A 24926-nucleotide genomic window follows, 5' to 3' on the forward strand; every position below is an offset into this window, starting at 1 on the left:
AGCACCGCGTCAGCGGCGCGCCCCGTCGATGGCCGCTTTATAGGAGCCCACCGCCCCGACTGTCAACGGCCTTTTTCAGAAAAATGACAGGCTCATCTCAAGGGCCTGGGCCGCGCAGGGCGCGAAGCTATGTGCTTGTTCGGAAAGGCGGACTTATCCACACCCCCTTCCGGCCTGGTTTTTGGAGCAGATCGATCGGCTTTGGTGCGGTGCCGATAGAACGGGTTTCCGTGGTGCGGATGGTTAGGTCATCGCGGGAACCGCTACCCTTGCCGGGGGGTGAACAGGCGCCGCGCGCCTCTGCGGGATACGGGGTTCCGTTTGGTCGCCTGTGTGGCTGCGGGGGCTTCAGAGATAGGGCGCGCGCTCGTGCAATTGGCAGCGCCAGTCGAGAAGGCGCGAGGCGTTGACGCCGTTTGTCCGAGGCAACAGTGCCCATAGCCATGTCGTCGACCCGCGACGCGCTTTGGCCGATGGGCTGCTGCGAGAGCTCATGCTCGTTGAGAACGGCAAAGATCTCCGCTTCGTAGAGAGGGAGGGTTGCCTGGTGGTACGTTACGCCGAGCGGAGCCTTCCCTTCCTCCGCTTCCAAACGGCCGGTCGATGACGTCATGGATTGGTGGAGCCGCCTTGGTGGCCGGCTGAATTCGGATGAGCCACAGATCCGGACGAATCGACGCTTGAGAGCGCCCGGCACCCTGGGGCTGCAGGGCGGTGACGCAGAGGTCATTTTCCGGCGATTTCGGCCTCGCATTCCGCCTGGCGGTGGCGAGGGAAGGGCGCCGACCGGGCGCCATGCTATCCCGCGACTTTCGTGCGGACGCTTCCGCTCGTGACGTTGCCCCCTGAAGCGCCCTCGGTTTGAATTGGACTCCGTCGGAAGGAGACGGAGATGAAGAAGAGCCGGTTCAGCGAAGAACAGATCATTGCCGTGCTGAAGGAGCATCAGGCCGGGATTGCGGTGGTGGATATCTGCCGCAAGCATGGGATCAGTGACGCGACCTTCTACAACTGGCGCAATCGCTACGGCGGCATGGAGGTGTCCGACGCGCGTCGCCTGAAGGCGTTGGACGACGAGAACCGTAAGCTCAAGAAGCTTCTGGCGGAATCGATGCTGGACGTCGCGACGCTGCGTGAGGCGCTCGGAAAAAACTTCTGAAGCCCGGATCGCGGAGAGCGTTCGTGACCTGGGCGATCGAAGAGAAGAGCTACTCGCAGCGGCGGGCCTGCGGCCTGATCGGGCTCGCTCCAAAGACCTATCGCTATGCCTCGCGGCGATCAGACGATGTGGAGATCCGGGAGCGGCTGAAGATCCTTGCGGGCCAGCGGCGGCGGTTCGGCTACCGGCGGCTGCACATCCTGCTGAGACGCGAGGGCATTGCGCTGAACCATAAGAAGCTGTTCCGGCTCTATCGGGAGGAGCGGCTGACGGTGCGCCGGCGTGGCGGGCGCAAGCGCGCGCTCGGGACACGGGCGCCGATGACCCTGCCACAGGAACCGAACCAGCGCTGGAGCCTCGACTTTGTCGCGGACCAACTCGTCGATGGCCGGCGCTTCCGCGTGCTGGTCATCGTCGATGACTTTACGCGCGAATGCCTGGCGCTCGTCGTTGACACCTCGCTCTCCGGCCAGCGTGTTGTCCGGGAGCTCGATGCACTCATCGCCCTTCGCGGCCGCCCACCGGCCGCATACGAGCCTTGGCGGCCTCACCCCGAGCGAGTTTGCAACCCGGTCCAGAACGGACCAGAGCGAGAACAGAGTCCAGTTATGAACGAGGGCAAATAGGGGGCAACGTCAGCGGGAAACAACGACTGCAGCGTGGAGCTTTGAAAGCAGAAACGCCCCGAAGGGCGTTTGCTAACTGTCAGATTTTATCGGGAAAATTTGGAGCGGGCGATGGGATTCGAACCCACGACCCCAACCTTGGCAAGGTTGTGCTCTACCCCTGAGCTACACCCGCCCGCTCCGTCGTCCGCGTCGGCTTTCGTTGCCGCCCCGAACGGGACGCCTCTATGCCCCAGCCTCGCGGAGATTGCAACGGGGTCCCGCAGGATTTCTCACAGCCTGTTGACGGCGCCACTTTCGGCCGGCCCGACCCCGCGGCGGGCGATCAGAAGACACGCTGGGTGAAGGCGTCGGCGAGGCGCAGGCCATCGCCCGCCCGCTCCAGCCGATAGTGATGGATGCGTTCGCCGGCACCCTGTTCGTCCTTCAGGCGGCGGACCGCGACTCGCTCGCCGGGATCGATGTTGCCGTGAAAATAGACCTCGCGCCGGCGCGTGGTCGCCCGGGGCGCCGGCCGGCCGTCGAAATGCCACTCGGCGCGATCGACCAGAGCAATGAAGCTCGAGAAATAGAGAAAGCCGGCGCCATTGAAATCCTGCGCGGGGCAGGGATCGAAGGTTACCAGCGCGTCCTCGACGAGGCCGCCGGCGGCGAATCGGGCCTCCGGCGGCTCTCCGGTGCTGCGGAAGGTCGCGGCGCGGGCGGCGAGCGAATCGCCGGCGCGGCCGGGCGCCATGATGGGCGGAATGAGGTTGGGGAACGCCTCCAGCGCCACGCGCGCCACGGTATGATTGCCGCCTCCGGTCGCCCGGCGCACAAAAGTGGAGACTAGAGTCACCGTGCCGACTGACCGGCCCTGACAGTTCAGTTCGTGCCGGCTGGCACATTGGGTGTGGGTCAGACGGGATATGGTGGTGCGGATGGTCAATCGGTCGTTCTCGCCCATCGCAGCGAAATCGGCCTGTTCCACCGACAGCGCCCGGAACGCGGCGTAGACCGGCGTGCCGTCCGTGGCGCGGAAATCGGGAACGGCCCGCCGCGCCAGCTGCGCCAGACCCATCCAGTGCCGATGGCCGAGTTCCTTCAGCAGCCAGACCTCGGAGAGGCCGGCAAGGCAGAGCTGCGGCATGCCGAGCAGCAGCGTCTCCTCCGCCACAAAGACCTCTAGCGCGGCAGGTCCCTCCGACGAGAGCGCGATATTCATGCCGCGGTGTCCCGGTCGGCGAGCGCAGCGTCGGCGCCGGCACGGCGCTCGGCGATATGGGCGACGATATGGGCGGCGTCGCGCCCGACACTGCCGAAGCGTCCCGAACCCCATGTGTGGAGCCAGGGCAGGCCGATGAAGTACACGCCCTCCTGCGCGGTTACCCCCCGCCGGTGCTGCGGGTGGCCGGCGCCATTGAACACCGGCGCGTCGAGCCAACGGAAATCGGGTCGGAAACCGATGCACCAGATGATGGCGGTGATGCCCGAGGCGGCGAGTTCGAGCGCGGGCCGCTCCCGCTCCGGCTGCCACACCGGCGTGTAAACCGAGGGCGGCGGCGCGGTGAGGCCCTTCTGCGCAATGTGCTTGTCGATGGTGGCATTGATGCCGTTATAGGTGCGGTCGGCGTCGTCCAACGCCTGGGCGAGATGGGTGTCGAACAGGAGATTCGTCCCGTCAAAGTCCCGCAGCACGCCGAACAGCTCCATCCCTTCCGTCGCGAAGCGGCGCAGGTCGATGTCGCGCCCGCCGTCGCGGCCGGTGACATAATGATTGGTGTTGTCGCGCACCCCCTCGCGCAGCGGGTGCTGCTCCACCGGCATGTCGTAATAGCCCATATCGGCCAACCAGGTGACGACGTCGCGGCCGCGATAGAAGCGGGCGCAGCGCGGGGCGTTGCCGACGGCGAGGAAAACCTTGCGGCCGGCAAGGTGCAGGTCTTCGGCGATCTGAGCGCCGGACTGGCCGGAGCCGACGACCAGCACCGCGCCATCCGGCAGCCGGCCGGCATTGCGGTACTCGGCGGAATGGAGTTGCACGAGGGTGGGCGGCAGGCGCTCGGCCATGCGCGGCACGATCGGCTCGTGATAGCCGCCGGAGGCTACGACGACTGCGTCAGCGCTGACATCGCCGGCGGAAGTGGCGACGAGAAAACCCCCTTCCGCCCGCCGGCTGACGCGGCGCACCGTCACCCCCTCGCGGATCGGGGGATCGACCTTGGCACGGAACGCCTTGAGATAGGCGAGTATTTCGTCCTTCTTCATGAAGCCGTCCGGGTCCGGCCCGGCATAGGGATGGCCCGGCAGGTCGCATTGCCAATTGGGCGTGACGAGGCAGAAATTGTCCCAGCGCTGGCTTTCCCAGGCGTGCATGGCGGTGCGCTTCTCCAGCACCAGATGATCAATGCCGGCCGCGGTGAGGTGGTAGCTGGTCGACAGACCCGCCTGGCCGCCCCCGACAATGACCACGGGATAATGCGCGATACGATTCTCGTTCATGGGGTGGCTCCGGCTCATTCCGCGAACGCCTCGACGGCGACGCGGGCATCGGGATGGGTGGCATAGGCTTGGCCCGCCTGCTCCAGCCGGGCGAGCTGGCGGAGGGCGAGCGAACAGGGAAAGCCATAGCGGGCCTCGACACGGGCGCTGGCGATGGTGAGAGCCTCGCGGCTGCGCGCCAGGAAATCCGGCAAAGCGTAGGTTTCACCTGATGTTAGGTAGTCCTTGATGACCAGGGAGGGCGAGTAGCAGCTCTCGATCGAACCGTCCGGCCAGCGGATGGTGAAGCGCACTTCAGGCATGGACCGGCTCCGCGAGGCGCTCATAGGTGGACAGATGCGCCCGCGCAGTGGCAGCCCAGTCGTGGCGGGCGGCGGCCATCGGCCCCTTTTTGGCAAGACGCTCAAGGGTTTGCGGCTGCAAGGCGAGCATGAGCGCGTCGGCGATGGAAGCGGGATGCAGCGGGTCGCACCAGACCGTTTCCGATTCCAAGATATGCTCGGTGAAGGGCGCAAGGGCCGACACCACGGTTGGCACGCCGCAAGCCATGGCCTCCAGCGCCACCAGGCCGAAGCCCTCGTTGACCGAAGCGAAGGCGAGCACGTCGGCGAGGCGATAGAGCGCCGGCATGTCGTCCTGCAGCAGCGGCCCGGTGCGGATGACCGCCTCGGCCGGCAGGCCGGACGCGGCCAGCACGCCCTTGAATTCGCCGAGATATTCATGATGGTCGAGTACGCTGGCGCCGCCGGCGATGACGAGTTGGGCGCGCGGATGCAGGGCGCGGAGTTGCCGGAAGGCTTCCAGAATCCGGCAGCTGTTCTTGCGCGCCTCGACTCCGCCGACGCTGAGCACGACGGGCCCGGGCCCGAGGCCGAGACGGGCCGCCAGCGCCGCCTCCCGACCGTCGGGCTTGGGCGTGAAGCGCTTGATATCTATGCCGTTTCCGACCAGCACGGCGTCGATCCCGAAGCTCTCGCGCAACAGGTCCTGCCAGAGATGGCTGACGACGAAATGCCGGTCGGCGGCGCAAATCGATCGATTTTGCAAGGCTTTAAGGTCGGCATCGCGGAAGGCGTCGATATGGTGCACGGTGCGGGCGAAGCCTGGGATCAGGCCGCGCTCCTTCAGCGTCGCCAGCGCGTTGGCGGATATGCCGTCCTGGGCATGGAACACATCGAAGCGACGATGTTCCAACTCATTGAAATATTTAACATATTCACCCGCGCGCTGGCGCACCATTGCCGCCACGTCGCCCGGCGCCGGCGCGGCGGGGACGCTCACCGTCGCGCACAGGCTGGGGCGGAAAAAGCCCGCGCCGCGCGCGTCCGGCGCGTGCACGACGGCCTCGAAACCCAGTCGTACCAACGCGTCGCCGAGCTCCAGCGCGTGGACGACGCCGCCGCGCGGGTTGGTGGAATGGGCGAGAATCGCGATGCGCAGGGGCCGCTTCATGCCGCGTCCTCCGCCGGCCCGCAGCCGATGAGCGGCGCGCGGGAAAAATCCCATATGGTCTCGTGACTTAAGCCCTGACGGACAGTGACTTTCCGTTCCGCCGTGACGGTGCCGACCATCGCGGCCGCAATGCCCCGTTCGGCGAGGCTGGTGAGTACGATGGGGAGGACAGTGTGTCCGATTGGGATGATGTAGCCGAAGCTCGGAAAGGTCATCAGCCAGCGCACGGGATCGACCCCCTCGGGGGCGGGAACAGCGTCGAGATCGATCTCGATGCCGACCCCGGAGCCCTCGGCCAGCATGGCGGCGGTGCCGACGATTCCCGCCTGGCTGATGTCCTTGGCGGCGCGGGCCAGCCCGGCCTCGGCGAAGCGCGGAAGCAGATCGAGATCGCCGCGCAGCCGCTCGGCGGGGGCGTCGGTGGCGGCGTCCCAATTGGAAAAGGGCTCGCGGTAGCGCCCGCGCAGATCGATCGCCGCCACCAGAACCTCGCCGGGGCGGGCATCGAAGGAGGTGAGGAGCTTGTTCGCCCGGCCGAGCACGGCGACGGAGAGCTGGCCCTGCTCGCTCGCCAGATTCGTATGCCCGCCGACAATGGGCACGCCGAAGCGGGCCGAGGCGGCGCGCAGCCCCTCCAGCACCGGGGCGGCGCCGTCCTCGCCCTTGGCCCACACCGCGTCGACCACCGCGAGCGGGCGGCCGCCCATGGCGGCGATGTCGGAGAGATTGACCATCACCCCGCACCAGCCGGCGAACCAGGGGTCGGCGGCGACGAACCCGTTCATGAAGCCTTCAATGGCGAAGAGGAGATAACCGTCGCCATCGGGAATAGCCGCGCAGTCATCGCCGACGCGGATGGCCTCGCGGCCGTCGAAACCGAGGCGGGCGGCGGCGCGGGCGATATCGGCCTTGGAGGCAAGGCCCGCCGAGGTCCGTAGCCGGCTGACTACCTCCGAAAACGCGACCCCGGCGAAGTCGAGCCGGCCGGCGGCGGGGCGGGCGAGAGTGAGTGACATGCGGCCCCTCCCCTCCTCACGCCGCCCGGCGCGGCTGGGCGTGGAAGCCGGTTTCCGCGTCATGGATCGGCGGGTAATGCGCGAGATCGGCGCGCATCAGCACATGCGGCCGGCCGTGCAGCTGCTTCTCCTCCACAATCTCCCAGCGTAGCCGGCGGAACAGCAGCGCGTTCTGGCTCTGAACATGCGCCAGGAAGCTGGTACAGCCGCGCGCATGGGCGGAACAGACGGCGAGGCGGATCAGTGCCGCGCCCAGCGCGCCGACCTTGCGGTAATCCTCGGCCACGGCGAGGCGCGAGCCCCACCACTCCCCCGGCGCGGCTTCGTGGATGCGCACCGTGCCAACTACATCGTCGGCTAACAAACCCAGCATGGAGACAGCGACGAGCGGAATCGCCACCTCGTCGATCGGGTCGCGGTCATCGCCGGCGAACAGGCCCTGCTCCTGGCAGAACACCTCCTGGCGCAGGCGGGCCGCGCCGCGCCTCTCCCAGGTCTGGGTGGCGAACTTCACCTGGAAATCGGCGGCGCGGAAGGGGCGGAAGGTGCCGTACATCATGCGCAGCCCCCCGTCACCGCGCTCTGCCGCTCATAGGTGGCGAGCGCCGAGCAGGCGCCGCATTTGGCGCAGCCGGCCTTCACCTCGATGGATTTCAGCCCTGTCGCCAGCAGCATCCCCGAGAGCGGACCGAGGATGGAGTTCATGAAGGCGGGCGAAGGCGTCGGGTGGCTTTCCAGCGGCGTGCCGGAAATCGGCACGAAGGGCACCACGAAGGGATAGACGCCCATGCGGGTGAGCCGGTCGCAGACCGCGAGGATGTCTTCTCGCGTGTCGCCGAGCCCGGCGAGGATATAGGTCGACACCTGCCCGCGCCCGAACACCGGCACGGCGGCGGCAAAGGCCTCGAAGTAACGCTCGACCGATACCTGCGCCTTCCCCGGCATGATTCTTTGCCGCACGGGCTCGGTGCAGGCTTCCAGATGCATGCCGAGCGCATCGGCGCCGGCCTCGAACATGCGGGCGAACCACGCATCGTCATCGGGCGGCTCGCACTGCACCTGAATGGGCAGGTTCACCGCCGCCTTCACCGCCGCCGCGCTCTCGGTGAGCAGCGCCGCGCCGCGGTCCTTGCCCGGCGGGGTGCCCGTGGTCATCACCATGTGCTTGACGCCGTCGAGTTCCACGGCAGCCTTGGCGACTTCGGCGAGCTGAGCCGGGGTCTTGCGCTCGATGGTGCGGCCGGCGGCCAGCGACTGGCCGATGGCGCAGAACTGGCAGGTCTTGGTGCGGCTCTGATAGCGGATGCAGCTTTGCAGCACCGTGGTCGCCAGCACGTCGCGCCCGTGCATCACCGCGATCTTGGAATAGGGAATGCCGTCGGCGGTGGAGAGGCCGTAGAATTTCGGCTGGAGGGGAAACGACACCTCGCCCAGCACCAGCCCGTCGCGGCTGATGCGGCTGCGGCCATAGGCGTCCGGCTTTTCCACCAGATAGGGGCTCTCGAAGGCCGGCGCGGTGTGGACGGGGACCATCACCGTCATGCCGTCCAGCGTCATCGCCTTGTGGTCGGAAGGCCCGGCCCCGCCCCGGCGCGAATCGGCGCCGGCGCGGGGATCAACCAGCCGCACCCCGTAGGACTGCAATTCGTTGATCAGCTGCTGCGTCGGCAGCGGCGTGGGTTCGCTGGCGAGATCCATCGGCTTCATCGGAAACGCTCCCTGTCTGGACGGGGAAAGGGGCCCCGGCAGCGGTGTGGACGGGCACGGCCGGGCGAGTGTCGTGGTGGAGGCTGAGCAGTTCCGGCCGGGCGTAATGACCCACCGAATCCATCATCCGCTTGCGCTTGGTGATGAGGCCCATGTCGAGATCGGCGATGAGAATGCCCTCGCCTGTGGTCAGCGGGGGCACGACATGGCTGCCCTCCGGCGAGATGATCGCGGTCATGCAGCCGCCGGTGAGGGCGCGGCGCAGCTTTTCCTCGGGCGAGATGCGGGCGATTTGTTCGTCGGTGAGCCAGCCGGTGGCGTTGACGACGAAGCAGCCCGATTCCAGCGCATGGTGGCGGATCGTCACCTCGATCTGCTCGGCGAAGATCGGCCCGACCAGCGATCCGGGAAACTGGGCGACGTGGATTTCCTCGTGCTGGGTCATCAGCGCGTAGCGGGCCAGCGGGTTGTAATGTTCCCAGCACGCCAACGCGCCGACGCGACCGACCGCCGTGTCGACCACCTTCAGCCCGGCGCCGTCGCCCTGGCCCCAGATCATCCGCTCATGGAAGGTGGGGGTGATCTTGCGGCGCTTGAGCTTGAGCGCGCCATCGGCGTCGAAGATCAGCTGGGTATTATAAAGCGAGCCATGATCGCGCTCGTTCACCCCCAGCACGACGACGACGCCGAGCCGGCGGGCGCTGGCCGACACCGCCTCCGTCACCGGGCCGGGGACGGTGACGGCCTGTTCGTAAAGCCGCAAATGCTCCGCCCCCGTCAGCACGGGAGGCAGGACGAAAGAGAAATAGGGGTACCAGGGCAGGAAGGTCTCGGGGAACACGACGAGCTTTGCGCCCTTGCCCGCCGCCTCTTCCAGCGCCGCGAGCACACGGGCGAGCGTGCCTTCCAGCGTGTCGAGATCCGGCGCGATCTGCACCGCGGCGACGCGGACGATTTTCTTTTCGGCCACTTTGTTCTCGGCCATCTCGGCCTCCCGGTTGGTCGTCATCCCGGACGGCGGCACGCCGCCGATCCGGGATCGCTCGGTCAGGGGACAGCCGTCACAGCGTCCAGGTGTCGAGGATGAAGGCGTTCTCGCGGCGGTGGAGCAGCACGATGTCGAGCACGTCCAGCGGGCTGACCGGGATGATGCCGGGGATCAGCGCGCCCTCGCCATGGCCATAGAGCGCCTGCAGGGCGAAGCGGCAGGCATAGACCTTGCCGCCATCGTTCAGGATCTTCTCGATGCGGTTGTTGAAGTTGAGATGGCCGGGAAAGGCCTCGTCGCCGAGCTTGGGGAAGCCGCGCTGCACGCCGAGCGTGACGCCGGGGCCATAAAGCAGCACCGAGGTCTCGAAGCCCTTCTGGATCAGGCGCGAGGCCTGAAGCAGATTGACGAGGCCGATCGAGCCCTCGAAGGCGACGGTGTGAAAGGTGACGAGCGCCTTTTCGCCGGGGGCGGCTTTGACGTCCTCGAACTTCTTCTCTTCATAATCGACAAGCACGTCGCCCTTGGCATGGGCCGGCACGGTGATGGTGGCCATGTCGCTCTCCTTGGCTGCTGCAATGGGCCGGCGGGGAAACCTGCATTGGGGGGCCGGGCGGAACAGGCAATGCAATCAAGGTGCCAATTGACGGAATGATGAAAGAATCAGCAAAACAGTCAAATTACATTCAATAATACATACAATTGACGCGGAGCCGGCGGTGACGCTGTGGCGAGAGAACGGGCGGACGCTGAGAGAACAGGCGGGACTCTGCACGCTTGCTGCGCAGGTGACGGCACACGCACGGAACAGGCTCCTACGCAGCAAGTTGTGGACCAGGGGTGACAGGCCACCTTTGCAACATTATACAGTCAATTAGCGCGGGGTACCGAGGATGCCCTCATCCCGGCCGGGCGCCGCGAGAGCCGGGATCGCTCTTCGCTCGGACAGACGATCCCGGATCGGCCTTGCGGCCGTCCGGGATGACGACAGGTGAACGCATGGCCGACTGGATTCCCGACCTCGCCCGCTCCGACAAGCCGCGCTACCTCGCCATCGCCGACCTGATCGGCGAGGACATCCGCGCCGGGCGACTGGCGATCGGCGACCGGCTGCCGCCGCAGCGCAAGCTCGCGGCCAGGCTCGACATCGACTTCACCACCGTGGCGCGCGGCTATGTCGAGGCGCAGAAGCGCGGCCTCGTCGAATCCCGCGTCGGCCAGGGCACTTTCGTCACCGGCGCGCCGCGCCCGAAGACCCGCGCGCCCGCCGCGCCCAAGCCCGGCACGGTCGATCTCTCGATGAACCTGCCGCCCGAGCCGGACGACCCGGCGCTGATCGAGCGCATGCAGGAAGGGCTGGCCGAGGTGGCGCGCGATCTCGTCAGCCTGCTGCGCTATCAGGGCTTCGGCGGCACGGCAGCGGACAAGGACGCGGCCTCCGCCTGGCTCGGCCGGCGCGCGCTGGTGCCGGCGCAGGAGCGCATTTTCGTCACTCCCGGCGCCCACCCCGCGCTGCTCGGCATTTTCGGCCTGCTGGCGCGGCCGGGCGAGACGATCCTGTGCGAGGCGATCACCTATCCCGGCGTGCGCGCCATCGCCGCCCAGCTCGGCATCAAGCTTCACGGCCTGCCGATGGACCGGGACGGCATCGACCCCGACGCCTTCGCGAGCGCCTGCCGCGACCTCGCGCCCAAGGCGCTTTACCTCAACCCGACACTGCAAAATCCCACCACGCTGACCATTCCCGAGGAGCGGCGCGAGGCGATCGCCAAGGTGGCGCGGCGCTTCGGCGTGCCGATCGTCGAGGACGACGCCTATGGCTTCGTGCCGCCGCACGGGCCGGCGCCGCTCGCCGCCATCGCCCCGGACCTGACCTGGCACATTGCCGGGCTGGCCAAGTGTATCGGCGCCGGGCTGCGCGCCGCCTATGTCGTCGCTCCCGAGGCCCGCGCCGGCTACGCCTTCGCCAGCGCGCTGCGCACCGCCAATGTCATGGCCTCGCCGCTGACCACCGCGCTGGCGACGCGCTGGATCGAGGACGGCACCGCCGACACGCTGCTGCGCTTCATCCGCACCGAAGCCGCCGCCCGGCAGGCGCTGGCGAGCGAGGTTCTGCCCAAGGGCAGCTTCCGCGCCGACCCGCTGAGCTTCAATCTCTGGATCGAACTCCCCGCGCCCTGGACCCGCTCGGCCTTTGTCGGCCATATGCGCTCCACCGGAATCGGCGTGGTGGCCAGCGACGCCTTCACCGTCGCCGCGCCCACGGTGGAGGCGGTGCGGGTGTGCCTCGGCGGCCCGGCGAGCCGGGCGCAGATCCGCTCGGCGCTGGACTTCATGGCGCACGCGCTGGAAGAATCGCCCGAAGTGGTGTCGGCTGTCATGTGAGGGCGGCCTTCCCCCTTCCCCTCATCCCCGGGCTTGACCCGGGGACCCAGCCCGACGGATCGCGCCGAGGCTCGAAGTCTGGGTGGCCGGGTCAAGCCCGGCCATGAGGGACGGCGCGAGGCAACGGGCACCCCCCTCAGCCCAGCGCCCGCGCCGCCGCCACGAGCCGGTCGACATCGCTCTCCGAGGTGGCGAAGGAGGTGACGAGGCGGGCCACGCCCGCGCCCCAGCGCGCGGTATAGAAGCGGAAGCCCTGCGCCAGCAGCCCCTCGCATATCGGGGCGGGCAGGCGGACGAACAGCATGTTGGCCTCCACCACGCCCTGTATCTCCACCCCGGCAATCCCGGCGAGCCCGGCGGCGAGGCGCGCGGCCATGGCATTGGCGTGGCGGGCATTGGCGAGCCAGAGGTCGCCGTCGAGATAGGCGTCCATCTGCGCGGCGAGAAACCGCATCTTGGAGGAAAGGTGCCCGGCGCGCTTGCGGCGGAAGGCGAGTTCCCCCGCCCGCGCCGGATCGAACAGCACGATGGCCTCCACCCCCAGCGCGCCGTTCTTGGTGGCCCCAAAAGAGAGAATGTCGACCCCCGCCTTCCAGGTCATCTCGGCGGGAGAGGCGCCGAGCGCCGCCACCGCATTGGCGAAGCGCGCGCCGTCCATATGCAGGCCCAGCCCGGCCTCCCGGCACAGCGCGCCGATAGCGGCGGTCTCGTCCACCGAATAGAGCGTGCCGCGTTCCGTGGCTTGGGTAATGGAGACGCAGGCGGGCTGCACGCAATGCACGTCGCCGCGGTCGCGGTGGGCGGCCTGCGTCAGCGCTTGCGGGTCGATCTTGGCGTTCGCCCCGTGCACATGCACCAGTTTGGCGCCGCCGGTGAAGAATTCCGGCGCGCCGCATTCGTCGTTCTCGATATGGCTATCAGGATGGCACAGCACCGCACCCCAGGGCGGGGTGAGAACGCTCAAGGCCAGCGCATTGGCGGCGGTGCCGGTGGAGACCAGCAGCACGCTCACCTCACGCTCGAACAGCGCGGAAAGCCGGGCCTCGACGCGGGCGGAGATCTCGTCGGCGCCATAGGAGGGCATCGGCCCCTCATTCGCCGCGGCGAGCGCTTCGAGGATGGCGGGAGAGATTCCGGCGACATTGTCGCTGCCGAAGCCGGGCGGGCGGGGGGCGGGTGTGTCGGTCACGGCGGGTCCTGCGGCAGTGAGGAACGGTGCGACAAGGGAGGAAACCCAGCCGGGGCGCTTGTCAATCGCACCGGCACGGCGCTCCCTGCGTCATGTGCCGGATGGCGCCCGCCGGGGCGACGGGGTTAGATGGCGCGCATGAGTGCCCGTGACCATGTCGTCGCCGACCAGGAGGCGATCTTCGCCCTGCTCGCCGACCCCGCCATCCATGGCGGCGGCGAGGTCCGCCGCGTCGACACCCATGGCGCGGTGGTCTTTCTCGCCGGGGACACGGTGTACAAGGTCAAGCGCGCGGTGCGCTTCTCCTTCATGGATTTCTCCACGCTGGAAAAGCGCCGGCGGGCCTGCGCCCGCGAAGTGGAACTGAACCGCGCCACCGCACCGACACTCTATCGCGGGCTCGTGCCCATCCTGCGCCGGAACGGGACGCTGCATCTGGGCCGGGTGGGCGAGAGCGACGCATCGGGCGAGATCGTGGAATGGGCGGTTGAGATGCGCCGTTTCGACGAGAACGCCACGCTCGACCGGGTGGCCGCGCGCGAGGGGCTTTCCACGGCGCTGATCGGCGCGCTGGCGCAGGCGGTTGAACAGGCGCACCGGCAGGCCCCCGTTGTGGCGGGCACAAGCGGCCGGGAGCTGCGGGCGGTGGCGCGCAACGTCGTCGCCGGGCTGCGCGAGGCGCCCGACCTGCTGCTGCCGGCACAGGTCGCCGCGCTGGAGGGCGCCTTGCTCGAAGCCTTCGACCGGCTGGAACCGCTGCTGGCGCGCCGCGCGGCGGCGGGCGAGGTGCGGCGCTGCCATGGCGACCTGCATCTGCGCAACATCGCGCTTATCGACGGCGCACCGGTGCTGTTCGACGCACTGGAATTCGACGAGGCGCTCGCCACCACCGACCGGCTCTACGACCTCGCCTTCCTCATCATGGACATCGCCATGCGCGGATTCGCCTTCGAGGCGAATCGCCTGCTCAACCGCTACCTCATCGCCTGCGGCGAGGACCCGCCCTATGACGGGCTTGCGGCGCTGCCGCTGTTTCTCGCTCTTCGCGCCGCGATACGGGCGCAGGTGGGCGCCGCGGCGGCGGCCTTTCGCGATCCGGCCGGCCGCGCGGCGGCGGGGGCGGAAGCGCGGGCCTATCTCACCTATGCGCAGGCGGCTCTGGCGCCGCGCGCCGTGAAGCTGGTGGCGGTGGGCGGCCTGTCCGGCTCCGGCAAGAGCACGCTCGCCGCCGCGCTGGCGCCCTTCCTCGGGCCGGCGCCCGGCGCGGTGCATCTGCGCTCGGATGTCGAACGCAAGCGTCTTCACGGCACACCCGAACTGGAGCGGCTGCCGCCGGAAGCCTATTCGCTGGAGACGACGCACCAGGTCTATGCCGTGCTGCGCGAGCGGGCGGAGGCGGTGCTGGCCGCCGGCCATGCGGTGATCGTCGACGCCGTGCACCAGCGGCCGGACGAGCGGGCGGAGATAGCCGCCCTGGCGCATGAATGCGGCGTGGATTTTCTCGGCCTGTGGCTGGAGGCGCCGGTGGACGCGCTGACCGACCGCGTGACCGCGCGGCGCGGCGACGCCTCCGACGCCACGGCGGAGGTGGTGCGCTGGCAGGCGAGCCGCGAGGCCGGCCCGCTCGACTGGGTGCGGCTCGGTTCCGCCCAGCCCCCCGCCACCGTGCTGGCGCAGGCGCGGGCGCGGCTGGAGGCGTGAGCGCTGCTCAGGCCGGGCGCCGCAGGATCAGCGTCTGCCCGCGACGGAACGGGGGCACGAAACCGACGATCGCCGCGAATATGGCGCTCTTCACGGAGCCGCGCTCGGCCCGGCTGACGCCAAAATATTCGAGATATCGGTGCTCGCAGACCTCAAAGCCGGCGATGCCGGCAAGGTCGATCAGTTCCGCCCGTGTGTATTCGCGGAAATGGCCCGGATTGGTATTGTCGATGCGGATCCGCTCGGTCGGGCTGAGGCCGAGAAGTGATTTGACGCGCCGATTGAGCGAGGCGGCGTTCGGCGTCTGCAGGATCATGATGCCGCCGGGCTTCATCAGGCTGCGCAGCGCGAACATCGTCAGCTCGGGCGCGGTGTAGAGGTGCTCGACGACTTCCGCGAACACGACGAGATCGAACCTCTCTTCGCAGGGTATGTCCTCAAGCGTCTGGGCGCGGTTCAAATCATAGACGACATGATCGCGACCCCCCGCAACCCGGGGATCATCCGCCGAGCCCCCCCCGGCGCCGAGCGGAAATCCCATTGTCGTCACATGCTTATATTTCTGCGCAAGCATGCCCGACAGGACGCTGCGCCCGACATCCAGAACCTTGCTGTCCGCGCTCGGGCAATATTGGGCGCAGAAGGAAAGCACATAGTCGAAGCGTTTCCGGTGGTAGTCGAGGTACTCGTCGGGCGCCTGGCTCTCGCCCGGCGTCGATCGCGACAGCTTTTCAAGATACTCTCTTCCACCCTCGATCATCCGCAATTCCCCATCGATGCCGGCACTGACGGCTGTCGGCCACAGCGGGACCGGCGGCCCGGGCGAAGATTAGTCGGGCTTCGCGCTCTCCGCCGCGCGGGCGCGGGCGTCGGCGACGACATCCTTGAAACCCTGATAGTCGAGCGCGGCGGCGACCTTGAACGGGCCGACGAGATAGACCGGCGTGCCCGGCAGGCCGAGCACCTCGGCCTGGTCGTTGGTGCGCCGGAGCAGGGCGCCGATCTCGCCGGCATGGGTCTTCAGATCCTTGGCCAGCTTCTTCCGGTCGATGCCGGCCGCGCCCAGCGCCTCGCTCATCCGCTCGGTGGAGGCGCGGGCGGGCATTTTCATCAGCGTCTTGTGGGCGTCGAGATAGCGGCCCTGATAATTGGCGGCCAGCGCCAGCTGGGCGGCGACGACGGAGGATTCCGACAGGATCGGCCAGTCCTTGTAGACCAGGCGGATCTTGCCGTCCTCCGCCACCAGCCGTTCGAGTTCAGGGAGCGACTTGCGGCAATAGCCGCAGTGATAGTCGAAGAAGGCGACGATGGTGACATCGCCCTGCGGGTTGCCGAAGGTCGGGGTCTGCTTGTCATTGAGCAGGGCGTCGACATCGAGCGTCTTCGCCGCCGGCGGCTTCACCTCCGGCGTGGCCGCGAGAACCGGCGGCGCCGCCCCGACGAGTGCCGCGCCGACAAGGGCGCCGGCGGCGGTGAGGAGCAGCGCGCGGCGCTTCATCGGAACGTCCTTCTGGCTGCGGGCACGCCCGGCCGGGCGCAACCGCCGAACTAGCGGGGGCGCAGCCCGTCGAGGAGAAGGCGCTGCACGTTGTGCGTAGCCTCTTCGACAAACGCCTCCTCGTCCAGCCCCCTGCCGAGCAGCGCGTCGATCTGCGGCGCGAAGTCGGCATAGTGTTGCGTCGTCGCCCACAGCGCGAAGATGAGATGGTGCGGATCGACCGGCGCCAGCTTGCCGGCGGCGATCCAGCCCCGGATCACCCCGGCCTTGGCCTCGACCAGCTGGCGGAGCGTGGTCTCCAGCTCCGGCCGCAGCAGCGGCGCGCCCTGCACCACTTCGAGGCAGAACAGCCGCGAGGCTTCCGGGTGGGTGCGCGAAAAGCGGATCTTGCGGGCGATATAGGCGCGGATGCCCTCGATCGGGTCGCTCTCCACCTCCAGCGCGCGCAAAGGGTCCAGCCACTCGTCGAGCAGCCGGCTCAACACGCCGACATAGACCTCCTCCTTGGAGGCGAAATAGTAGAACAGATTGGTTTTGGAGACGGCCGCCGCGCGGGCGATCTGCTCCACCGTGGTGCCGTGCAGGCCCTGGCGGGAGAACAGCGCCAGCCCGGCATCGAGAATGGCGCCGCGTTTCTCGGCGATGCGGCGCAGGCGGTGCGGCGTCTTCGGGCGGGCGGGCGCCGCGGCACGGGGCGACGGTGCCGGGTCGGCGCTATGCGCGGCTCTCGACGAAGGCGTGGTCCCCTGGCTCATGCCCTGACATGGCACGGAAAGGAAAGCCACCGCAATATGCCGGCGCGGACGCGGCGATTCGGCCGGCCGCGCCGGTCCACGAGGAGCGACGAAATCCCCCATGGCGACGCGCCACGCATGCACCTTCCTCGCCGCCGCCCTGCTGCTCGCGACCGCCGCGCCGTCTCCGGCGCGCGCGCAGGCAGCCGGGCCGATCGCCGTGCAGGCGGCCCCGATCGAGCGCTTCGATGCCGGCGGCGCGCGGCGCTTCGGGCCCTTGGAGTTTCGCGGCGGGCTGGTGCTGACCTCGCCCTCGCCGCATTTCGGCGGCCTCTCCGGCCTCATCGTGGATGAGGCCGGCGAAGGTTTTCTCGCGGTCACCGATAAGGGCTGGTGGCTCGCCGGCCGCATCGTCAGCGAGGGCGATACGCCGGTCGGCATCGCGCAGGCCCGCATGGCGCCGATGAAGGCAGCCAAGGGCGCGACGCTGGCGAGCGAGGGGCGCGGCGATGTGGAATCGCTCGCCCGCATTCCCGGCGGCGTGCTGGTGGGGATCGAGGGCGTGCAGGAAGTCTGGCGTTTCGACGGGCCGGACCCGCTGCAGGCGACCGGGCGCCGGCTGATTTCCGACCCGGCGCTGGCGCGACTCGGCGGCAATCAGGGCCCGGAGACGCTGCTGGCCCCACCCGGCGGCGCGCCGGCGGCGGTGATCGTCATCGGCGAGGAAAGCCCGGAGGATGCCAGCGCCCTGCCCGGCTTCCTGTTCGACCCGCTCGCCAGCCCGAAGCCGACCGGTCGCTTCACCGTCAAACGCACGGACGAGTTCGACGCCACCGATGCGGCGCTGTCGGATGACGGCAGTGTGTATCTGCTGGAACGGCGCTTCGACCTGCTGCGCGGCGTCGCCCTGCGCTTGCGCCGCTTTCCGCTCAGCGCCCTCCAGCCGGGCGCGGTGATCGAGGGCGAGGTGCTGCTCAGCGCCAACCGGGTGGCCGCGATCGACAATATGGAAGGGCTCGCCCTTCACCGCAACGCGGCGGGCGAACTGATCCTGACGCTGATTTCCGACGACAATTTCTCGCCGGTCCAGCGCACGCTGCTGCTGCGCTTCGCACTCATCGAGTGAGACGGGAGAGGGAAAAGGCGCCTCAGCGGGCGCCGGGGGCCGCACGCCAGGGCTTCAGCCAGCCCATCAGCGCGCCATAGGGCAGCAGCGCGAGCAGCGCGCAGGCGGCCTTCACCAGAAAATCGAAATAGGCGAGGCCCATCCACAGCGGCACGGTGATGCCGGTCGAGGCATAGGTGACGGGGAAGGACATGTCGGCATCGCCGGCGAAGGCGAGCGAGAAGAACAGCGCCGTGTCGATGGCCGAGCCGAACAGGCTGCCGGCCAGCGGCGCCTGCCACCAGCTCATCCGGCGCAGGCGGTTGAACACGCCGATATCGAGCAGCTGACCGAACAGGAACGCGGTGCCCGAGGCCAGCGCGATGCGCGGCGTCGCCAGATAGATCGACAGCACCACCGCCAGGGCGAAGCCGAAATAGACCACCTGCCGCGCGACGGCGGGGCCGAAGCGGCGATTGGTCAGGTCATTGACCAGAAAGGCGACGGGATAGGAGAACGCGCCCCAGGTCAGCACTTCCTGAAGCCCGAAGGCTTCCACCGGATGCTGGACAAGCACGTTCGACGCCGCCACCACCGCCATCATGGAGAGGACGGGGAGGGCGAGCGTCTTGAACGTGATCTCGGAACCGGCGAGCTTCATCGGCTCAGGCGGCGGCAGCGACGCTCGCCTTGGCGACGGCGCGCTTCAGCTCGGCCGCCTTCGGCGACAGTTCTTCGCTGCGGGCCTTGAGCAGGAACGCATCGAGGCCGCCGCGATGATCGACGGTCTTGAGGGCATTGGCGCTCACGCGGAGCTTCACCGACCGCTTCAGCACGTCGCTGGTGAGCGTGACGTTCACCAGGTTCGGCAGAAAGCGCCGACGGGTCTTGCGGTTGGAGTGGCTCACGAGATTGCCGGTCAGAACCGCCTTCCCGGTAAGTTCGCACCGACGCGACATCGTGGACTTCCTTGTATCAAAACCGATGCGTCGCAGGCATTTGTGAGCGCCCGACGATCCCGCATGCGGCATCCGTGGAAATTAGAGTGCGCTCCTATAAGGGGATGACCCAGGCCCGTCAAGGCCGGAGCGGCAGGAGTTGCCCGCCTCTGTCATGGCTCTGTCGTGTTCGTGAGCGGGCGAGTCACAGTTCCGCCGCCTTCCCCCCACATCCGAAACCGCGATAGATTCACGCTTCGTCCGGCCGGCGGGGCCGATTCGGGAATGGCCTTCATGATGCGCGCCTGCCTCACGGCTTTCCTCGCGCTCGCCGGCGCGGGCACGATGGTGACGGATGCCTTCGCCGACGGGCGGCTGGACGCGCGCTATCGCCTGTCGCTGGGCGGGCTGGAACTCGGGCGCGTCGCGCTTCTCGTCGAGATCGACAGCAATTCCTACATCGCCTCCGGCAGCGGGCGGCTCACCGGCGTGGTGCAGGCGGTCTCCACCGGCAAGGGCACGGCCGGCGCGCGCGGCGCCATCAGCAGCGGCGCGCTCGCCCCGCGCAGCTTCGCCATGGAGGCGGAATCCGACAAGAAGAGCGAGGCCATCCGCCTGGTGATGACTCCCGCCGGCGTGTCGGACATGCGCGTCGAGCCGCCCGTTGTCCCCTCCCCCGACCGCGTGCCGGTGGCGGACAAGGACAAGCGCGGCATTTTCGATCCGATGACGGCGGCGCTGGTGATGGTGCCCGGCACCGAGGCGCCGGTGTCGGAAAAGGCCTGCGAGCGCACGCTCGCCATCTTCGACGGCCGCCAGCGCTATGATCTCGTGCTCTCCTATGAGCGCATCGACGAGGTGAAGGCCGATAAGGGCTATGCCGGCCCGGCCGTGGTCTGCCGCGTCGCCTATCGCCCGGTGTCCGGCCACAAGCCGAACCGCGCCGGCGTGAAGTACATGATGAAGAACAAGGACATGTTCGTGTGGCTGGCGCCGGTGGCCGGCACCCGCGTGCTGGTGCCGTTCCGCGCCTCGGTCGCCACCGCCATCGGCATCGCCGCGCTGGAGGCGGAAGCCTTCGAGACGCGCGAAATGGTCGGCAGCCGCGCCACCCCGGCCAAGGCGGGACTGCCCTGAGCGTTCGGGAATGGCCCGAGCGCTTGAGCCATTGCGAGCGCGGGACGAGCAATCCGCCGGGGGCGTGCCCATATGCGGCTTCCCATGCTAAAAGGCGCCCGCCGGCGTTCCCCGCGACGGCGCGACGTCATGATTTTTACTGAACGGCTTTTTCTGAACGGCTCCAGCTGAACGGCTCAATGAACATCGCCGCCCCGCCGGCCCAACTGCGCTCCGACACCAAGCCCCTGCTGCCGCAGCAGCGCGCGCGCGGCGTCACCGCCGTTCTGGGCCCCACCAATACCGGCAAGACGAGTCTGGCCATCGAGCGCATGCTCGGCCATTCCTCCGGGCTGATCGGGCTGCCGCTGCGGCTGCTGGCCCGCGAGGTCTATGGCAAGCTGGTGGAACGCGCCGGCGAGCACAATGTCGCGCTCATCACCGGCGAGGAGCGCATCAAGCCGGACAATCCGCGCTACTGGGTCGCCACCGTCGAGGCGATGCCGAGGGATCTCGATGTCGCCTTCGTGGCGCTGGACGAAATCCAGATCGCCGCCGATCTCGACCGGGGCCACGTCTTCACCGAGCGGCTGCTGAACCGCCGCGGCCGCGAGGAGACGCTGCTGCTCGGCGCCGCCACCATGCGCCCGCTGGTGGAGAAGCTGCTGCCGGGCGTGAACATTCTGGTGCGCCCGCGCCTGTCCAACCTCACCTTCGCCGGCGAGAAGAAGATCACCCGCCTGCCGCGCCGCTCGGCCATCGTCGCCTTCTCGGCCGACGAGGTCTATGCCATCGCCGAGCTGATCCGCCGCCAGCAGGGCGGGGCGGCGGTGGTGCTGGGCGCGCTCTCGCCCCGCACCCGCAACGCCCAGGTGGCGATGTACCAGAATGGCGACGTGGACTATCTCGTCGCCACCGACGCCATCGGCATGGGGCTCAATCTCGATGTCGACCATGTCGCCTTCGCCGGCGACACCAAATTCGACGGATGGCAGTTCCGCCGGCTCAACCCGGGAGAACTGGCGCAGATCGCCGGCCGCGCCGGCCGCGCCCAGCGCGACGGCACCTTCGGCACGACCGGGCGCTGCACGCCCTTCGACGCGGAAATGGTGGAGCGGCTGGAAGCCCACGCCTTCGAGCCGCACCGCATGGCGCAATGGCGCAACAGCGTGCTCGATTTCTCCAGCATCGAGGCGCTGAACCGCTCGCTTTCCATCCCGCCGCGCGAGGAGGGGCTGACCCGCGCCCCCACCGCCGACGACGTGCTGGTGCTGGAACGGCTGGCCGGAGACCCCGCCATTCGCCGCCTCGCCACCAGCGCACCGGCGATCGAAAGGCTATGGGAAGCCTGCCAGCTGCCGGACTACCGGAAAGTGTCTCCGGCCTCGCATTCCGACCTCGTGGCGACGGTCTATGCCGACCTGATGCAGCGCGGAAGGCTCTCCACCGAGTGGTTTGCCAAACAAGTGGCCTTGGCGGACCGAGCGGAAGGTGACATAGACACCCTGTCGGGACGCATAGCGCAGGTTCGTACTCTGACCTTCGCGGCGAACCGGCCGGACTGGCTCGACGACCCGGAACACTGGCAGGGTGTCACGCGGCGTGTGGAGGATAGGCTGTCCGATGCGCTTCACGAGCGGCTCGCCCACCGCTTCGTCGATCGCCGGACCAGCGTGCTGATGAGACGCCTGCGAGAGAACGCAATGCTCGAAACAGAAATCACCAAGACCGGCGACGTCGTCGTTGAAGGCCATGTGATCGGCCACCTTCTCGGATTCCAGTTCGCCGCGGACGCTTCCGCCGGCGGGCCGGAGGCCAAGGCGCTGCGCGCCGCCGCGCAGAAGGCGCTCGCCGGCGAGATCGAGGCGCGCGCCAACCGCCTGTCCGCGGCGGGCGACGATGCCTTCGTGCTCTCCACCGACGGCACGCTGCGCTGGATCGGCGACCCCGTCGCCAAGCTCATTCCCGGCGAGGAGGTGCTCACCCCCCGCCTCAAGGTCATCGCCGACGAGCACCTCACCGGCCCCGCCCGCGACGCGGTGCAGGCGCGCATCGAATTGTGGCTGAAGGCGCATATCGAGAAGCTGCTAGGCGCGCTGCTCGTGCTCGGCAAGGCCGAGGACGTGACCGGCATCGCACGCGGCATCGCCTTCCAGCTGGTCGAATCGCTCGGCGTGCTGGAACGCCACCGCGTGGCCGAGGAGATGAAGGCGCTGCCGCAGGAGGCCCGCGCCGTGCTGCGCGGCCATGGCGTGCGCTTCGGCGCCCACCACATCTACCTGCCGACCCTGCTGAAGCCGGCGCCGCGCGCCCTGGCCGCCCAGCTCTGGGCGCTCAAGCATGGCGGGCTGCAGCAGAAGGGGCTGGACGAACTCCCGCATCTGGCCGCTTCCGGCCGCACCTCGATCCCGGTCGATCCGGAAATCCAGAAGGGGCTCTACCGCGCCGTCGGCTTCCGCGTAGCGGGCGAGCGGGCGGTGCGCGTCGACATTCTCGAACGCCTCGCCGACCTCATCCGCCCGGCGCTGGCCTGGCGGCCCAATTCGCCCGGCGAGAAGCCGGCGGGGGCCTTCGACGGCAATGGCTTCATCGCCACCGTCGCCATGACCTCGCTGGCCGGCTGCGCGGGCGAGGACTTCGCGTCCATCCTGCGCTCGCTCGGCTATCGCCTGGAGCGCCGCCCGGCGCCGGTGGAGACGCCGGCGGTGGCCGAGGTGGCTGCGACCGAGACGGCCGCGACCGAGCCTCCCGCCATTGAGGCCCCCGCCAGCGAGGCGGCGGCGGACATGGCCGCCCCGGACGTGCCGGTCGGCACCGATGTCGCTTTCGACCAGACGGTCGAGCCGGCGCTGGAAGAGGCGCCCGCCGCTGTCGAGGTCCGCGAGGCGCTGCCGGTGGATGATGGCGCGGTGAGCGGCGAGGTGTTCACCGATCCCGTCTTCGACCAGACCGTCGAGCCGGCGCTGGAGCCGGTGGCGGAAGGCACGGTTGCTGAGGCCTCGGCGCCGGTGATCGAGGCGGCGCCGGCGGAGCCGGCCACGGCCGATGCGATGGTGGTCGAGGCCGCCCCCGTCGAGGCCTCCCCCGTCGAAGCGGCGCCCGAGGCGCCCGCCGAGCCGGCCATGATCGAGATCTGGCGTCCCGGCCGCCCGCCGGGACAGAACCGCCCCGCCCATGGCGCCCGCCGTGGCGGACGCGACGGCGGCAACCGCGACGGCGCGCCGCAGGACCGTTCCGGCCCGCGCTCCCCGGCCCCGGCGGAAGCCGGTGCCACTGACGCCCGCCGCGAGCGGTCGCAAGGAGAACGTCCCCAGGGCGAGCGTCCGCAAGGCGAGCGTCCTGAAGGCGACCGTGGCCGCCGCCCGCCGCGCGACGACCGGCGCGAGCGCCGTCCCGAGCGCGCCGAGGGCGAGCGCGAGCCGCGCCGCGACGACAATCGCCGCGATTCCGGGCCGCGCCCGCCGCGCCCGGAACGGAGCGAGCGCCCGGACCACCGCGCCGGCCAGAACCGGCCGGAGCACCGGAACGAGCATCGCAGCGAACCCCGCCGCGACAAGCCGGTCGATCCCGATTCGCCCTTTGCCGCCCTGCTCGCCCTCAAGGCGCGCATGGAGGCGGAGAAGAAGGGCGGCTGAGCCATATGCGCGGCGCCGGCTCCCGCCCCCGTTCCGGTCCGCCTGCGGCCGGCATGGAGGCGGAGCCTGTCCGCCAGCGGGTCGATGTCTGGCTGTTCCACGCCCGCTGCGTGCGGACCCGCACCAGCGCCGCCGATCTGGTGAAGGCGGGGCGGGTGCGGCTGAATGGCGCGCGCGTCACCGCCCCCAGCCACCCGGTCCGCGTCGGGGATGTGCTCACCCTTTCGCTCGATTCCCGGGTCCGGCTGTGGCGCGTGACCGGATTCATCGCCCGCAGGGGGGATGCGCTCACCGCCCTCGCCACCTATGTGGAGGTGACGCCGGAGCCAGCCCCCTCGCTGCCGCCGGACGGACAGGGCTTCTAGAGCACGTTCCGACCTGATTGCATCGCAATCAGATCGGAAAAACGTTCTCTACTGATAACCAAGAGACTGATTCACCGATCCGCTTGATTCAAGCGGATCGGATCAGGCTCTAGCCGGCGCGGCAGGTCTGCCATGCGCCGCGCCCATAGGGCCAAGCGCCGGATGATGTTGCGCGGCCCCGGCAGGTGCGCTAGGGGAGCCGTTGCGGGGTGGTCTGGGGCCTCTAATTCACATGCCCCGCACGGAGACTGGATCAATGACCTACGTAGTCACGGATAATTGCATCAAGTGCAAATACACCGACTGCGTCTCCGTCTGCCCGGTGGACTGCTTCTATGAGGGCGAGAACTTCCTCGTCATCCACCCGGACGAGTGCATCGATTGCGGCGTGTGCGAGCCGGAATGCCCGGCCGAGGCGATCAAGCCGGATACCGAGCCCGGCCTCGACAAATGGCTGACGCTCAACGCCGACTACGCCAAGGTCTGGCCGAACATCACCGACCGCAAGGACCCGCTCCCCGACGCCAAGGAGTGGGACGGTGTGCCCGACAAGCTACAGTATCTCTCGCCCGAACCGGGTAAGCAGGACTGAGCGGCGGCCGCAAGGGCAGCCTGCTGACCGCGCCTTTCTCCGCTGCCGCTTCCGCCGGCGGCGGCGCGGTGGTATGCGCTGCAATGCGGCAGTATTTTGATTCTCCCCAGATTTGTGCTATATAGCCCTTCGTGCAGTCGATTGGGTTTGCCATGGCGCAACGCTCCCTTCCCGGAGCGCCCCTCCCGGAACCGATGTCGGGTCTTCGCTCCTCGTGCGGCGTACGCCGCAGGAAGGGC

Annotated in this window: 22 protein-coding genes, 1 tRNA gene and 1 pseudogene; 8 read left to right on the top strand and 16 right to left on the bottom strand. The window is 68.9% G+C overall.

The window, feature by feature from the left end; genetic code table 11:
* Nucleotides 1–892 precede the first annotated feature (892 nt).
* A pseudogene (locus J2S75_RS22045) lies at nucleotides 893–1680 on the top strand (IS3 family transposase); the annotation flags it as partial.
* A gap of 205 nt (nucleotides 1681–1885) precedes the next feature.
* Here the strand turns inward: J2S75_RS22045 and J2S75_RS22050 are convergent.
* The 10 genes from J2S75_RS22050 to J2S75_RS22095 form a co-directional block, all read right to left on the bottom strand.
* Nucleotides 1886–1960, bottom strand: a tRNA-Gly gene (locus J2S75_RS22050).
* Between the two features lie 150 nt (nucleotides 1961–2110).
* Nucleotides 2111–2989: a Pnap_2097 family protein gene (locus J2S75_RS22055; RefSeq protein WP_307023361.1), complete on the bottom strand. Its 879-nt coding sequence runs from the start codon at nucleotides 2987–2989 to the stop codon at nucleotides 2111–2113.
* Entirely contained in the window at nucleotides 2986–4266 is a 1281-nt protein-coding gene (locus J2S75_RS22060) for an MSMEG_0569 family flavin-dependent oxidoreductase (protein WP_307023363.1), read from the bottom strand. The genes J2S75_RS22055 and J2S75_RS22060 overlap by 4 nt, the downstream gene beginning before the upstream one ends.
* A gap of 14 nt (nucleotides 4267–4280) precedes the next feature.
* The gene (locus tag J2S75_RS22065; protein ID WP_307023365.1) at nucleotides 4281–4568 is read right to left on the bottom strand and encodes an MSMEG_0570 family nitrogen starvation response protein; all 288 of its coding nucleotides are present in this window, start codon (nucleotides 4566–4568) and stop codon (nucleotides 4281–4283) included.
* Complete coding sequence (locus J2S75_RS22070) at nucleotides 4561–5718, bottom strand: MSMEG_0565 family glycosyltransferase (RefSeq protein ID WP_307023367.1); 1158 nt, start codon at nucleotides 5716–5718, stop codon at nucleotides 4561–4563. The genes J2S75_RS22065 and J2S75_RS22070 overlap by 8 nt, the downstream gene beginning before the upstream one ends.
* Entirely contained in the window at nucleotides 5715–6734 is a 1020-nt protein-coding gene (locus J2S75_RS22075) for a sll0787 family AIR synthase-like protein (RefSeq protein ID WP_307023369.1), read from the bottom strand. The genes J2S75_RS22070 and J2S75_RS22075 overlap by 4 nt, the downstream gene beginning before the upstream one ends.
* Before the next feature lie 16 nt (nucleotides 6735–6750).
* Nucleotides 6751–7293: an MSMEG_0567/Sll0786 family nitrogen starvation N-acetyltransferase gene (locus J2S75_RS22080; protein ID WP_307023371.1), complete on the bottom strand. Its 543-nt coding sequence runs from the start codon at nucleotides 7291–7293 to the stop codon at nucleotides 6751–6753.
* Nucleotides 7290–8432, bottom strand: coding sequence for an MSMEG_0568 family radical SAM protein (locus J2S75_RS22085; RefSeq protein WP_307023409.1), 1143 nt, complete (start codon nucleotides 8430–8432; stop codon nucleotides 7290–7292). Before J2S75_RS22085 ends, J2S75_RS22080 begins: the two co-directional genes overlap by 4 nt.
* Nucleotides 8350–9411 carry a Nit6803 family nitrilase gene (locus J2S75_RS22090; RefSeq protein ID WP_307023411.1) on the bottom strand — a complete coding sequence of 354 codons (1062 nt, stop codon included), beginning with the start codon at nucleotides 9409–9411 and terminating at the stop codon, nucleotides 8350–8352. The genes J2S75_RS22085 and J2S75_RS22090 overlap by 83 nt, the downstream gene beginning before the upstream one ends.
* Nucleotides 9412–9502: 91 nt before the next feature.
* Nucleotides 9503–9985 (bottom strand): MSMEG_0572/Sll0783 family nitrogen starvation response protein, encoded by a 483-nt coding sequence (locus tag J2S75_RS22095; RefSeq protein ID WP_307023373.1) that lies wholly within the window; start codon nucleotides 9983–9985, stop codon nucleotides 9503–9505.
* 443 nt (nucleotides 9986–10428) lie between these two features.
* On the opposite strand from J2S75_RS22095, the gene J2S75_RS22100 reads away from it, so the two are divergent.
* On the top strand, nucleotides 10429–11814 hold the full coding sequence (locus J2S75_RS22100; RefSeq protein WP_307023375.1) for an aminotransferase-like domain-containing protein: 1386 nt from the start codon (nucleotides 10429–10431) through the stop codon (nucleotides 11812–11814).
* A 136-nt stretch (nucleotides 11815–11950) separates the two neighbouring features.
* Here J2S75_RS22100 and J2S75_RS22105 read toward each other — a convergent pair whose 3' ends face one another.
* Nucleotides 11951–13003: a threonine aldolase family protein gene (locus J2S75_RS22105; protein ID WP_307023377.1), complete on the bottom strand. Its 1053-nt coding sequence runs from the start codon at nucleotides 13001–13003 to the stop codon at nucleotides 11951–11953.
* Nucleotides 13004–13141: 138 nt separating this feature from the next.
* On the opposite strand from J2S75_RS22105, the gene J2S75_RS22110 reads away from it, so the two are divergent.
* Nucleotides 13142–14704, top strand: coding sequence for a bifunctional aminoglycoside phosphotransferase/ATP-binding protein (locus J2S75_RS22110; RefSeq protein ID WP_307023379.1), 1563 nt, complete (start codon nucleotides 13142–13144; stop codon nucleotides 14702–14704).
* 7 nt (nucleotides 14705–14711) lie between these two features.
* Here J2S75_RS22110 and J2S75_RS22115 read toward each other — a convergent pair whose 3' ends face one another.
* The 3 genes from J2S75_RS22115 to rutR form a co-directional block, all read right to left on the bottom strand.
* A complete protein-coding gene (locus J2S75_RS22115; protein ID WP_307023381.1) occupies nucleotides 14712–15464 on the bottom strand; it encodes a class I SAM-dependent methyltransferase in 753 nt (250 codons plus the stop codon).
* A 69-nt stretch (nucleotides 15465–15533) separates the two neighbouring features.
* Nucleotides 15534–16202, bottom strand: a complete 669-nt coding sequence (locus J2S75_RS22120) for a DsbA family protein (protein ID WP_307023383.1) — start codon at nucleotides 16200–16202, stop codon at nucleotides 15534–15536.
* A 50-nt stretch (nucleotides 16203–16252) separates the two neighbouring features.
* Nucleotides 16253–16957 (bottom strand): HTH-type transcriptional regulator RutR, encoded by a 705-nt coding sequence (rutR, locus tag J2S75_RS22125; protein ID WP_307023385.1) that lies wholly within the window; start codon nucleotides 16955–16957, stop codon nucleotides 16253–16255.
* Between the two features lie 100 nt (nucleotides 16958–17057).
* On the opposite strand from rutR, the gene J2S75_RS22130 reads away from it, so the two are divergent.
* Entirely contained in the window at nucleotides 17058–18062 is a 1005-nt protein-coding gene (locus tag J2S75_RS22130) for an esterase-like activity of phytase family protein (protein ID WP_307023387.1), read from the top strand.
* Nucleotides 18063–18084: 22 nt separating this feature from the next.
* Here the strand turns inward: J2S75_RS22130 and J2S75_RS22135 are convergent, their stop codons facing one another.
* A complete protein-coding gene (locus J2S75_RS22135; protein ID WP_307023389.1) occupies nucleotides 18085–18702 on the bottom strand; it encodes a queuosine precursor transporter in 618 nt (205 codons plus the stop codon).
* Nucleotides 18703–18706: 4 nt separating this feature from the next.
* Entirely contained in the window at nucleotides 18707–19000 is a 294-nt protein-coding gene (gene rpmB / locus J2S75_RS22140; protein WP_244449972.1) for a 50S ribosomal protein L28, read from the bottom strand.
* 273 nt (nucleotides 19001–19273) lie between these two features.
* Here rpmB and J2S75_RS22145 point away from each other — a divergent pair, with 273 nt between their 5' ends.
* The 4 genes from J2S75_RS22145 to fdxA all read left to right on the top strand — a co-directional run bounded on the left by J2S75_RS22145 (nucleotide 19274) and on the right by fdxA (nucleotide 24687).
* Nucleotides 19274–20116 (top strand): DUF3108 domain-containing protein, encoded by an 843-nt coding sequence (locus J2S75_RS22145; RefSeq protein ID WP_307023391.1) that lies wholly within the window; start codon nucleotides 19274–19276, stop codon nucleotides 20114–20116.
* Between the two features lie 179 nt (nucleotides 20117–20295).
* Entirely contained in the window at nucleotides 20296–23730 is a 3435-nt protein-coding gene (locus J2S75_RS22150) for a helicase-related protein (RefSeq protein ID WP_307023393.1), read from the top strand.
* Between the two features lie 53 nt (nucleotides 23731–23783).
* Entirely contained in the window at nucleotides 23784–24095 is a 312-nt protein-coding gene (locus J2S75_RS22155) for an RNA-binding S4 domain-containing protein (RefSeq protein ID WP_307023395.1), read from the top strand.
* A 256-nt stretch (nucleotides 24096–24351) separates the two neighbouring features.
* Nucleotides 24352–24687 (top strand): ferredoxin FdxA, encoded by a 336-nt coding sequence (fdxA, locus tag J2S75_RS22160; protein WP_307023397.1) that lies wholly within the window; start codon nucleotides 24352–24354, stop codon nucleotides 24685–24687.
* Nucleotides 24688–24926: the final 239 nt, after the last annotated feature.

It is taken from the genome of Ancylobacter polymorphus (genome assembly GCF_030813495.1).
GTDB lineage: Bacteria > Pseudomonadota > Alphaproteobacteria > Rhizobiales > Xanthobacteraceae > Ancylobacter > Ancylobacter polymorphus.

What these genes read in the sequence shown, in the direction of transcription:
- J2S75_RS22055 (WP_307023361.1), bottom strand. Translation starts at nt 2,989, where the DNA reads ATGAATATCGCGCTCTCGTCGGAGGGACCTGCCGCGCTAGAGGTCTTT.
- J2S75_RS22060 (WP_307023363.1), bottom strand. Translation starts at nt 4,266, where the DNA reads ATGAACGAGAATCGTATCGCGCATTATCCCGTGGTCATTGTCGGGGGC.
- J2S75_RS22065 (WP_307023365.1), bottom strand. Translation starts at nt 4,568, where the DNA reads ATGCCTGAAGTGCGCTTCACCATCCGCTGGCCGGACGGTTCGATCGAG.
- J2S75_RS22070 (WP_307023367.1), bottom strand. Translation starts at nt 5,718, where the DNA reads ATGAAGCGGCCCCTGCGCATCGCGATTCTCGCCCATTCCACCAACCCG.
- J2S75_RS22075 (WP_307023369.1), bottom strand. Translation starts at nt 6,734, where the DNA reads ATGTCACTCACTCTCGCCCGCCCCGCCGCCGGCCGGCTCGACTTCGCC.
- J2S75_RS22080 (WP_307023371.1), bottom strand. Translation starts at nt 7,293, where the DNA reads ATGATGTACGGCACCTTCCGCCCCTTCCGCGCCGCCGATTTCCAGGTG.
- J2S75_RS22085 (WP_307023409.1), bottom strand. Translation starts at nt 8,432, where the DNA reads ATGGATCTCGCCAGCGAACCCACGCCGCTGCCGACGCAGCAGCTGATC.
- J2S75_RS22095 (WP_307023373.1), bottom strand. Translation starts at nt 9,985, where the DNA reads ATGGCCACCATCACCGTGCCGGCCCATGCCAAGGGCGACGTGCTTGTC.
- J2S75_RS22100 (WP_307023375.1), top strand. Translation starts at nt 10,429, where the DNA reads ATGGCCGACTGGATTCCCGACCTCGCCCGCTCCGACAAGCCGCGCTAC.
- J2S75_RS22110 (WP_307023379.1), top strand. Translation starts at nt 13,142, where the DNA reads ATGAGTGCCCGTGACCATGTCGTCGCCGACCAGGAGGCGATCTTCGCC.
- J2S75_RS22115 (WP_307023381.1), bottom strand. Translation starts at nt 15,464, where the DNA reads ATGATCGAGGGTGGAAGAGAGTATCTTGAAAAGCTGTCGCGATCGACG.
- J2S75_RS22120 (WP_307023383.1), bottom strand. Translation starts at nt 16,202, where the DNA reads ATGAAGCGCCGCGCGCTGCTCCTCACCGCCGCCGGCGCCCTTGTCGGC.
- rutR (WP_307023385.1), bottom strand. Translation starts at nt 16,957, where the DNA reads ATGAGCCAGGGGACCACGCCTTCGTCGAGAGCCGCGCATAGCGCCGAC.
- J2S75_RS22130 (WP_307023387.1), top strand. Translation starts at nt 17,058, where the DNA reads ATGGCGACGCGCCACGCATGCACCTTCCTCGCCGCCGCCCTGCTGCTC.
- J2S75_RS22135 (WP_307023389.1), bottom strand. Translation starts at nt 18,702, where the DNA reads ATGAAGCTCGCCGGTTCCGAGATCACGTTCAAGACGCTCGCCCTCCCC.
- rpmB (WP_244449972.1), bottom strand. Translation starts at nt 19,000, where the DNA reads ATGTCGCGTCGGTGCGAACTTACCGGGAAGGCGGTTCTGACCGGCAAT.
- J2S75_RS22145 (WP_307023391.1), top strand. Translation starts at nt 19,274, where the DNA reads ATGATGCGCGCCTGCCTCACGGCTTTCCTCGCGCTCGCCGGCGCGGGC.
- J2S75_RS22150 (WP_307023393.1), top strand. Translation starts at nt 20,296, where the DNA reads ATGAACATCGCCGCCCCGCCGGCCCAACTGCGCTCCGACACCAAGCCC.
- J2S75_RS22155 (WP_307023395.1), top strand. Translation starts at nt 23,784, where the DNA reads ATGGAGGCGGAGCCTGTCCGCCAGCGGGTCGATGTCTGGCTGTTCCAC.
- fdxA (WP_307023397.1), top strand. Translation starts at nt 24,352, where the DNA reads ATGACCTACGTAGTCACGGATAATTGCATCAAGTGCAAATACACCGAC.